Below are 10,000 nucleotides of genomic sequence, written 5' to 3' on the forward strand. Positions count from 1 at the left end.
AAACTGTGTCCTCCCGTTTGGATGTAAAGCGCACTTTAGACAGCACACGTTTAAACGATGCTATGTACAAATTTGAACGGTACGAGCAAAAAATCGATTCGCTGGAAGCTCAGGTTGAATCGTACGATTTAGGTAAAAAGACTTTAAAAGATGAGTTTGCAGAATTGGCCTCATCTGACAAAATCGATAACGAACTGGCTGAATTAAAAGCTAAAATGTCTAAAAAAGATAACGCCTGATTATCAGGCGTTATAGGAGCTAAAGATGGAAATTACTGAGGTCATTGGTGTACCGCTCATTGTATTCATGATTTTTGTGGCACCGCTGTGGGTCTTTATGCACTACAGAAGCAAAAACAAAATTGGTGAAGGTTTGGGTGACAGTGAATTGGCTCAACTGAATGAGTTGTCTCATCGCGCCGAGAAAATGGCGGACCGCATCAAAACGCTGGAAGCGATTTTGGATGCGGAGTCACCAAAATGGAGAGAGAAGCATGACTAAAATACGCAAAGAGCTGTTGCGGGATGACCGCAACGGCAAACTGGCCGGGGTCTGTGCAGGTATTGCAGACTACTTCGGCTGGGAAGTCTGGCTGGTACGGTTGATCGTGGTCACTTCGGTATTGTTAGGTTTGGGTGGTTTGTTGCCTGTTTTGTACGTAGCAGCCTGGTTTATTCTTGAGAAGAAGTCAGTGTATGAAGCGAAAAAGGGGATGACAGAGCCATCTTATGATGAGCGCCCGATAGAAGTGAAAACCCGCGTTTGGCAACGGGGTGAAGTACCAAAATCAGCCTTACATCATCTGGTGAATCAGTTTAATAGTCTGGAATTACGTTTACGCGATATGGAAACCCATGTCACCTCTGCCAAGTTTCAACTGAACAGAGAAATCAGCAAGTTATAGTTTTAGCCCAGACAGAATTTGTCGAAAAGACGCCAACTAGGAACACAGCATGGATTGGTTACAAAAGGCGCGCTGGCATTCAGAACAACTGACAAAGCGCACCTTTCACCGTCAGCTCAGGTTGGGGGTGACAGGTTTAAGTGGCGCAGGCAAAACTGCGCTTCTGACCGCCATGGTGCATCAACTGACACAAAGCAATTCATCTGTTTTGCCGTTTTTTTCTGTGATGCAACAGCGCTGGTTAGGCGCTCGCATTGATCAGAATCAGTCTCCACAGTTGCCGCGATTTAGCTTTGAGAAAAACTTAAGTTATCTGCAGCAACAACCTGCCCGCTGGCCCCCTTCTACAGTCGGCTGGAGCCAGTTGACTCTGGCGCTGAGGTATCAACCTGAATCTGGCTTGCGTGCCCGTTTTCAGGATTATCAGGACACCGAACTAGTGCTGGTGGATTATCCGGGCGAATGGCTGCTGGATTTACCCATGCTGCAGCAAAGTTACCGGCAGTGGTGCGAACAAAGCTGGACTTTGTTTGCAAAGCCCCATCGGATAGCCGCAGCGCAAGACTTTCAACAGCGTTTACAAGGCGTTGATTTAAATGACACTTCAGTACTGTCTGTGCAGGATTTGTGCAGTGATTACTGTGCTTTACTGCGTCGTTTTCGTGATTTGGCCGGAGCTTATTTAAATCAACCCGGCCGGTTACTGGTGCCTGGTGAATTTGAAGGCACGCCTTTGTTGCAGCTATTGCCTTTGTTGCCAGAGCAGTTGGATCAAGGGGGGGCTTTGGTCGATTTAATGCAAAAGCAGTTTGCCAATTACCAAAGCAAAGTGATTGAGCCTTTCTATCAGCAGTACTTTTCAGCCTTAGACCGTCAGGTGGTGCTGGTGGATATTTTGGGTGCTCTGAACGCCGGAGAGTCAGCATTATTAGAGTTAAAACAGAGCCTGTTATTGATTTTGCAGAGTTTTGATTATGGCCCTGAACATTGGCTGCGGCGTATTTTTAAGCCCCGGATTAGCAAAGTGTTGTTCGCAGCGAGCAAGGCCGATCATGTCACACCGGATCAGCATCAGGCGCTCATTTTATTGCTGCAACAGTTGTTGCTGCAGCATCTGCAGACTGTAAAGTTTCAGCTCTGTCCTTATGAAGTCATGGCGATAGCTGCTATTAAAGCCAGTGAAGCTGGTTTTGTGATACAAAATGGTCAGCAACTGCCTTGTCTACGAGGGCGCAGTGCCACGACGGGTGAAGCTCTGACTTATTATCCTGGAGATGTGCCACGATACTGGCCTGATCATCAGCTTTTTACCAAACATCATTTTGACTTTCAGTCTCTGGCACCTCTGCCATGGCCTCAACAGCACCTGCTTGGTCATATTCGTATGGATCATCTGCTGGAGTACCTGTTAGGAGATAAACTGACATGACAGACTTAAAACAAGCGAAACACTTTAAAGGAGCAGATTTTATCGGCTCTGATGCGGTCTCAGAATTGCCCGTAACTCAAGCGCAGCAGTTTGAGCAGGCCGATTTTGTAGTTGAACCCCAAATTGAACCGGAGCAACCAAAACGCCAGCCTCTGTCTGCCCTGATATGGGCTGGGATCAGCAGTGTTGTGCTGTTAGTGGCTGTAGCTTTGTATAGCGCGTTGACAACGATCCAACAGGCTTTCACAGAGCCTGGTATCAGCACTGTGCTGGACGCATTATTTTGCGCAGCTTTAGTCAGCTTAGGTAGCTTGTTGATGGCTCGCGAATGGCGTTTATTGCGGCGCTTAGCCAAAACCCGCAAATGGCAGCAGGCGCATCAACGTATTCATGCCAGCATCCAATACGGTGAAGCAGAGCAGCTTTGCCTGGATATTGCCGCTGTATTACCCGAATCAACACAACAGGATGTGGCGGACTGGAAAGCGCAAAAACAGCCAGAACATAGCGACCAGGAACTGCTGGCTCTGTTTGAACTCAGGGTGCTTAGTAAAGCTGATGTGCAAGCCAGTCAACAGATCCATCAGGCTGCTGCAGATGCAGCCATGGCAGTGGCTATCAGTCCTTTTGCCCTGACTGATATGCTGCTGGTGGTATGGAGAACCAGTAAATTATTGCGTCAAATGGCTGAAATCTACGGTGCCTCTTTAGGACAACTGCGAAGTCTGATCCTAATCAAAAGGCTATTTGCTGCTTTGTTATGGGCTGGCAGTTCGGAGCTGGCACTGGATCTTGGTTCAGATCTGTTGGGTGCTGAACTGACAAGTAAATTATCGATGCGCTCAGGGCAGGGCTTAATAGCGGGTCTGCTGGTTGCCCGTTTAGGTTTAGCTGCGCAGCAGTTGCTTCGTCCCTTGCCACTAGCGAAAAGCCAGAAACTAAGTCTGCTGGATCTGGGCAAAGCCCTGGTGCGACGTTTGCTGGGCAAGGCTGAACCTTTGTCAACTTAACGCTACATCCCTGGGCGTTTTTCTCAAGAGTGGCGGTGTCAGTTCAGACCGTCAGATGTCTATATGCCTTGTTGCTGATATAACCTTTTGTTTAGATGAATTAAAAAAACGCATAACAAGTAAATACATACCCAAAGTTATTGCTGCTGCAGCTAGGCGACAAGCAAGCGAGGCCCATACGCATGGTTGTCCTATGTGAATGGGGTGAGGAGTGCGGTCAGCAACGCTGCAGCTTCAGTACGAAGGGTATCCAGCAACAGGTGTTTTATGAGCAAGCAGTACAGTCATCCTGATACGGTATGTATCCATGCCGGAAAAACCGGTTTAAACCCCCATGGCGCTTTAGCTACGCCTTTGTACCAGACCTCCACTTTTGTCTTTGATAGCGCCGAACAAGGCGCAGCGCGTTTTGCCGGCGAAGAGTCAGGTTATATCTACACCAGGCTAGGCAATCCAACCACAAGAGAGCTGGAGCTGAAAGTTGCAGCTTTGGAGGGAATGGAAGATGCAGCGGCGACAGCCACTGGCATGGGCGCTGTCGCAGCTGCTACTATGGCTTTTTTGCAACAAGGTGATCATCTGATCGCCAGTAAAGCTATTTACGGCTGCAGCTTTGCACTGTTTAGCCATCAGTTTGCCCGCTATGGCATAGAGGTCAGTTTTGTGGATATGACAGACCACAAGGCTGTCAAACAAGCGCTTAAAGCCAATACCAAAATGATTTTTGCTGAAACGCCCATTAACCCGACTTTGACTGTGCTGGACTTAGAATTTATTGGCCAGTTTGCCAGGCAGCATCGACTGATTTCGGTGATCGACAATACCTTTCTGACCCCTTTGTTACAAAAGCCTGCCGACTATGGCATAGACCTTGTGTTGCATAGTGCAACCAAGTATCTGAACGGCCACGGCGATGTGGTGGCTGGCATTATCGTCGGCAGCGCTGAGCGTATTACTCAGATCAAACTGACGACCTTAAAAGACATGGGGGCAACTATCAGTCCGCATGATGCCTGGCTGATTATCCGTGGTTTAAAAACTTTGTCGGTACGGATGGAGCGGCATTGCCGGAGTGCGCAAAAGGTGGCGGAATTCCTTGACGCTCATCCAGCAGTGGGGCAGGTGTATTACCCGGGGTTAAAGTCTCATCCGGGCTATCAATTTATTGGCAAACAAATGAAAGCAGCAGGTGGTGTCTTAGCCTTTGAGCTCAATGGTAGTCTGGATGATGGCCGTTATTTTATTAATCAATGTAAGTTGTTCAGTCTTGCCGTCAGCCTTGGTGATGCCGAGTCACTTATACAGCATCCGGCTTCTATGACTCATAGTCCATACACAGCGCAAGAGCGCCAAATGGCAGGCATTAGTGATGGCTTAATCCGCATCTCCGTAGGGCTTGAGCATGTTGATGATATTATTGCTGATCTGGCTCAGGCGCTGACACTGATGCAGCAGCGCCAGCTGAGTTAAGCTCTTTGTTGTAACTATTGCTTTACAAAATTGACTGAGTTGACGTTCACGTCAACTCAGTCATGGGTTAACAGCCGTTGTCCAATCCTCTAGTATCAGCCGCAACTAAAGGGCGATGCCCATTACCCAGGTCAAGTGCTTAGTTCCTATGCCTTTGGCCGCTTTGGGTAACATAACGAAAATACAACAGGGTTCTATGAGTAAATCAAGTAAATACGTATCGCATCAGTCGGACGAAGATGGCTTTATCCATTGGTCGGCGGAAGAAAATCAAATTTGGGCAGAGTTAATGCAGCGTCAGTTATCCTGCATTGAGGGTAAGGCTTGTGATGAGTATCTGGATGGACTGAAAAAACTCAATTTGCCTGTCGATCGTATTCCACAGCTGGCAGAAATTAACGCAGTGCTGGAGCCTGCCACTGGTTGGAAAGTGACTGAAGTACCTGCTTTGATTAGTTTTGATAGGTTTTTCCAACTGCTGGCGAACAAAGAGTTCCCGGTCGCTACTTTTATCCGCAGCAGAGAAGAGTTTGATTACCTGCAGGAACCTGACGTCTTCCATGAAATCTTTGGTCATTGCGCCATGCTGACCCATCCGGCTTTTGCAGAATTTACTCATACTTACGGTAAATTAGGTTTGGCCGCGAGTAAAGAAGACAGGGTTTATCTGGCTCGTTTGTACTGGTTTACCATAGAGTTTGGTTTACTCAATAGCAAAGACGGCTTACGTATCTACGGAGGAGGTATTTTATCTTCTCCAGGTGAGACTCAATATGCCTTCAGCTCTGAAATACCTGAACGTAAAGCTTTTGATGCGTTGGACGTGCTACGCACACCTTACCGTATCGACATTATGCAGCCCGTGTATTTTATGATTAATTCGATTAATGATTTGTTTGATGTATCCCAGTTGGATCTGATGGCTTTGGTACAACAAGCCCGTGCCTTGGGTTTGCATCCTGCTAAATTTCCGCCAAAAGAAAAAAAGGCCAGCTAAAAGCTGCCGATAACAGAGAAGATACCCATGTCTGAACTAAAACAAGCCAAATGTGAAGCCTGCCGCGCCGACGCCCCAAAGGTATCGGATGAAGAATTAGCTCAACTGATGCACCAGATCCCAGACTGGACTCCAATAGCCCGCGATGGCATTTTGCAGTTGGAGCGAGAGTTTAAGTTTAAGAACTTTAAACTGGCCTGGGCCTTTCATCAGAAAGTGGCTCAGTTGGCAGAGGACGAAGGGCATCACCCTGCTTTATTGCTGGAATGGGGCAAGCTGACAGTGACCTGGTGGTCACATTCAATTAAAGGCCTGCATAAAAACGATTTTATCTGTGCAGCTAAAACAGATGCGTTGTTAGCTTCTTAACTTCGACTTTCATGGCCTGCCTCTGCAGGCCTTTTCTTTGTTGGTCCTTACTCCCTCTATACCCCCATACCCCAAAGTAATTGATGTTGCAGCAAGGCGACAAGTGAAAGAGTCCCCATGAACATAGTTGTCCTATGTGATTGGGGCGAAAGAGCGCAGACAACGCCGCTGCGGCTTCAAGTACGAAGGGGTTGTGCATATTTCTTTACAAATAATACTGGTCTGCCCGAGCCTCTTTACCGTATCATTAACCTCAGGCAAAAGCATAAGGTGGTTTTGTATCATGAGGTTAGAAATTCATTGCCAGGACCGACTGGGTATTACTCAGGAAGTGTTAAATATCCTGGTCAGCTATCAGCTGGATTTGCGTGGTATTGAAGTGGATCCGACTTTGGGTCGGATTTTTGTGTCCTTTCCTACCGTCGAATTTGAAAAATTTCAGGAACTGATGGCAAAAATTCGACGCATTCCTGGTGTGGACGATGTCAAAACCACAGCTTTTATGCCTTCTGAGCGGGAGCACAACGAGCTAACAACTTTATTACGCACTTTGCCAGATGGCATTATCGCTGTCGACACCCGCGCCAATGTCACCGTTATTAACGAGGCTGCCCTGGAAGCTTTGTCAATGGAGCGCAGTGCTATAGAAGGTCAGTCGCTAACCGCTATGGTCAAGGGCTTTAATTTAAGCCGTTGGCTGGAAAGTGACGATGTGCTGGCACAAACCCGCAGAGTAGAAATTCAGAACAAAAGGTTTATCGCCGACTTATTGCCTGTGTTGGTACCGGATGATTCAGGCAAAGACATTCTGGCTGGTGCTGTATTGAACCTGAAATCTGAAAGCCGCTTAGGTGAGCAGATGGTGGTGTTTAAAAAAGGCGATCAGGAGAGTTTTAACAACTTACATGCCCACAGCAATCTAATGCGTAAGGTCGTGCGTGAAGCCAAGAAAATGGCTCAGCTGGACGCGCCTATTCTGATTATGGGCGAAACAGGTACAGGCAAAGAAGTCCTGGCAAGAGCCTGTCATGCCGCTAGCAGCAGAACGGGCAAACCTTTTTTAGCGGTAAATGTGGCCGCTATGCCGGATTTAGTGGCTGAGTCAGAGCTTTTTGGTCATGGTCCGAACGCTTTTCCTGGTGCAAGCGAAGCGAAAAAAGGCATTTTTGAACAGGCCAACAAAGGCACAGTGTTCCTTGACGAAGTAGGAGAAATGTCGCGAGAGCTGCAGACCAAACTTATTCGTTTTTTACAGGATGGCAGTTTCCGCCGGGTTGGTGATGAAAACGAAGTGAAAGTGGATGTGCGGGTGATTTGCACCACACAAAAAGACTTGCCCGCCATGGTGCAGGAAGGCAAATTCCGCGAAGATTTATTTTATCGCCTGAATGTACTGACGTTAAGCTTACCGCCACTGCGTGAGCGTAAACAGGACGTCGTGCCTTTGGCTGAGTTTTTTATCGCCCGTTTTGCTGCGCGCTTAGGTCGTAAAGCGCCTAAGCTGACAGACTCTTGTGCTAATTTTTTACAGCAATATCCATGGCCTGGTAATGTGCGCCAGTTAGAAAATGCCTTGTACCGCGCTGTGACTTTACTTGAAGGGTATGAGCTGGATAAAGAGCATATGCAGCTACCCAGTTACACCAGCGACTTTGGTTATCTGGAGAAAGACTTTGACGGCACTTTGGACGAAGCGGTGCGCAATTTTGAGGCGGATCTGCTCAGAAAGCTTTATCCGGCTTATCCAAGTTCACGCCAGTTAGCAAAAAAACTCGGGTTAAGCCACACCGCAGTCGCCAACAAACTGCGCGAATATGGCATTAACCGCAAGAGCGTAAAAATTTAGATACGTCTTGTGTGATTTGCTCTACAAATTCAAGGCCCTAAAACTCGTTTTTGGGCCTTTTTGCTCCTTATTTAAGCGAAACTGTATTTTTGTCAGCTATTCTGTACAAAATCGGCTTTTTTCAGGTTTTTAGTCATCCTTGGGGCCTCTCTTCCTTTTTTATCCGGCAAGCGCAAGATAAGCATAAATTTGCCTTATTTTTGTCTGGAGACATTTATGTTTGACCCTATCAACCCTTTGGGCACCGATGGTTTTGAATTTGTTGAATACACTGCGGCGACAGAGCAGGGCATTTCAGATCTGAAAAACCTGTTTAAATCTTTAGGTTTCACCGAAGTGGCAAAACACCGCTCAAAAGAAGCCTGGCTCTACAAACAAGGCGATGTGAATTTTATTGTGAACGGTCAGCCTAATTCTCAGGCGGAGCAATTTGCTGCTGAACATGGCCCCAGTGTTTGCGCTATGGCCTTTCGGGTCAAAGACGCTGCTGAAGCTTTAAAACATGCTGTGGCAAACGGTGCTAAGCCTTACCAGAATCAGGTCGGCCCTATGGAGCTGAATATTCCTGCAGTCTACGGTATCGGCAGCAGCCTGCTGTATTTTGTCGACCGTTATGGTCAGAATTCTGTTTATGATGTGGATTTTAAATTCCATGACAACTGGCAGGCTGAAATGGATAAAAACCAGGTCGGTTTAGAAGTCATCGATCACCTGACTCATAACGTGCGTCGCGGCAATATGGCGGTCTGGGCTGGTTTTTATGAGCGTATCGGTAACTTCCGCGAAATCCGTTATTTTGATATCGAGGGCAAGCTGACTGGTCTGGTGTCTAAGGCGATGACAGCGCCGTGCGGCAAAATCCGTATTCCTATCAATGAATCTTCAGACGATAAATCTCAGATTGAAGAGTTTATCCGTGAATACAAAGGCGAAGGCATTCAGCATATAGCGCTGACCACTGACAACATTTATGAAACAGTCCGTACTTTGCGCCAACGCGGCATGGACTTTATGCCAACCCCTGATACTTATTACGAGCGTGTTAATGCCCGGGTAGAAGGCCATACGGAAGATCTGGAACAGTTAAAACAGCTGCGTATTCTGATCGATGGCGCGCCGATGAAAGACGGTATTTTGTTGCAGATATTTACTCAAACTGTGATTGGCCCTGTATTCTTTGAAATCATTCAGCGCAAAGGCAATGAAGGTTTTGGCGAAGGCAACTTCAAAGCCCTGTTTGAATCCATTGAAGAAGATCAAATCCGTCGTGGAGTGATTTAACTATGCGTAAATGGGCGTCTTTTCCGCTAAAAGAAGGTGAAGTTTCCCGTCAGGCTCATGCCGATTTTCCGGACCGGGCCATTTATGAGCGTGAAGTGGGCCGCAGCGGCTTCTTTGGTCCTGCAACCCATTTCCATCACACTCATGCGCCAACGGGCTGGAGTGACTGGGAGGGGCCGTTAAAACCACGTTTGTATAACTTTAACAATATAGCCGGTAATCAAAACGTATCGCCATGGCAGGTACCAACCTTGCTGCACAATGCGCACTGTAAAATGCGTACCTGGCGTTTAACAGAGTCCATGGATTATCTGGTGCGTAATGCCGATGGTGACGAGCTGTTATTTGTGCACGAAGGTACTGCAGAGCTTTATTGTGACTACGGTCATTTAACCTTACGCGATGGTGATTATGTGGTGATCCCACGTTCCACTATGTGGCGTTTAGAGGTCACAGAGCCGCTGTTTTTGCTGATGATTGAAGCCACCAATGACTCGTTCCAGTTGCCGGAAAAAGGTTTAGTCGGTAATCACGCGATTTTTGATGCGGCCATGATCGACACACCAAAAATAGATGAGGCGTTCAAAGCGCAGTACAGCGAGCAGCAAAGCAGGGTGCTGGTAAAACGTCACGGTGAGGTGTCGCAAATCACCTATCCGTACAACCCACTGGATGCCATTGGCTGGCACGGTGA

10 protein-coding genes and 1 pseudogene are annotated in these 10,000 nt (G+C 47.4%); all 11 read left to right on the forward strand.

The genetic code is table 11. The annotated features are described in order from the left end of the window. Window positions 1-239 (forward strand): annotated as a pseudogene (locus LDL40_RS01725) (phage shock protein PspA); the annotation flags it as partial. Between the two features lie 25 nt (window positions 240-264). Beyond that, window positions 265-501 (forward strand): envelope stress response membrane protein PspB, encoded by a 237-nt coding sequence (pspB, locus tag LDL40_RS01730; protein WP_127024275.1) that lies wholly within the window; start codon window positions 265-267, stop codon window positions 499-501. Next, window positions 494-904 carry an envelope stress response membrane protein PspC gene (gene pspC, locus LDL40_RS01735; protein WP_300993132.1) on the forward strand — a complete coding sequence of 137 codons (411 nt, stop codon included), beginning with the start codon at window positions 494-496 and terminating at the stop codon, window positions 902-904. The genes pspB and pspC overlap by 8 nt, the downstream gene beginning before the upstream one ends. Window positions 905-953: 49 nt before the next feature. Further along, on the forward strand, window positions 954-2,333 hold the full coding sequence (locus LDL40_RS01740; protein ID WP_300993134.1) for a YcjX family protein: 1,380 nt from the start codon (window positions 954-956) through the stop codon (window positions 2,331-2,333). Further along, complete coding sequence (locus LDL40_RS01745) at window positions 2,330-3,343, forward strand: TIGR01620 family protein (protein ID WP_300993136.1); 1,014 nt, start codon at window positions 2,330-2,332, stop codon at window positions 3,341-3,343. Before LDL40_RS01740 ends, LDL40_RS01745 begins: the two co-directional genes overlap by 4 nt. Before the next feature lie 267 nt (window positions 3,344-3,610). Next, window positions 3,611-4,813 (forward strand): methionine gamma-lyase, encoded by a 1,203-nt coding sequence (gene megL, locus LDL40_RS01750; RefSeq protein WP_300993138.1) that lies wholly within the window; start codon window positions 3,611-3,613, stop codon window positions 4,811-4,813. Between the two features lie 196 nt (window positions 4,814-5,009). After that, window positions 5,010-5,810 (forward strand): phenylalanine 4-monooxygenase, encoded by an 801-nt coding sequence (gene phhA, locus LDL40_RS01755; RefSeq protein ID WP_300993140.1) that lies wholly within the window; start codon window positions 5,010-5,012, stop codon window positions 5,808-5,810. A gap of 27 nt (window positions 5,811-5,837) precedes the next feature. Further along, window positions 5,838-6,179, forward strand: coding sequence for a 4a-hydroxytetrahydrobiopterin dehydratase (locus LDL40_RS01760; RefSeq protein ID WP_300993142.1), 342 nt, complete (start codon window positions 5,838-5,840; stop codon window positions 6,177-6,179). A 283-nt stretch (window positions 6,180-6,462) separates the two neighbouring features. Further along, on the forward strand, window positions 6,463-8,025 hold the full coding sequence (tyrR, locus tag LDL40_RS01765; protein WP_300993145.1) for a transcriptional regulator TyrR: 1,563 nt from the start codon (window positions 6,463-6,465) through the stop codon (window positions 8,023-8,025). 216 nt (window positions 8,026-8,241) lie between these two features. Then, on the forward strand, window positions 8,242-9,306 hold the full coding sequence (gene hppD, locus LDL40_RS01770; protein WP_300993147.1) for a 4-hydroxyphenylpyruvate dioxygenase: 1,065 nt from the start codon (window positions 8,242-8,244) through the stop codon (window positions 9,304-9,306). 2 nt (window positions 9,307-9,308) lie between these two features. Next, on the forward strand, window positions 9,309-10,000 hold a 692-nt coding region (locus LDL40_RS01775), incomplete at its 3' end, for a homogentisate 1,2-dioxygenase (protein ID WP_300993149.1).

Origin of the sequence: Rheinheimera sp., assembly GCF_020217005.1 — a bacterium.
Taxonomy (GTDB): Bacteria; Pseudomonadota; Gammaproteobacteria; order Enterobacterales; family Alteromonadaceae; genus Pararheinheimera.

Bases quoted from the DNA above. Each gene is read 5' to 3' on its own strand.
- pspB (WP_127024275.1), top strand. From the start codon at position 265: ATGGAAATTACTGAGGTCATTGGTGTACCGCTCATTGTATTCATGATT.
- pspC (WP_300993132.1), top strand. From the start codon at position 494: ATGACTAAAATACGCAAAGAGCTGTTGCGGGATGACCGCAACGGCAAA.
- LDL40_RS01740 (WP_300993134.1), top strand. From the start codon at position 954: ATGGATTGGTTACAAAAGGCGCGCTGGCATTCAGAACAACTGACAAAG.
- LDL40_RS01745 (WP_300993136.1), top strand. From the start codon at position 2,330: ATGACAGACTTAAAACAAGCGAAACACTTTAAAGGAGCAGATTTTATC.
- megL (WP_300993138.1), top strand. From the start codon at position 3,611: ATGAGCAAGCAGTACAGTCATCCTGATACGGTATGTATCCATGCCGGA.
- phhA (WP_300993140.1), top strand. From the start codon at position 5,010: ATGAGTAAATCAAGTAAATACGTATCGCATCAGTCGGACGAAGATGGC.
- LDL40_RS01760 (WP_300993142.1), top strand. From the start codon at position 5,838: ATGTCTGAACTAAAACAAGCCAAATGTGAAGCCTGCCGCGCCGACGCC.
- tyrR (WP_300993145.1), top strand. From the start codon at position 6,463: ATGAGGTTAGAAATTCATTGCCAGGACCGACTGGGTATTACTCAGGAA.
- hppD (WP_300993147.1), top strand. From the start codon at position 8,242: ATGTTTGACCCTATCAACCCTTTGGGCACCGATGGTTTTGAATTTGTT.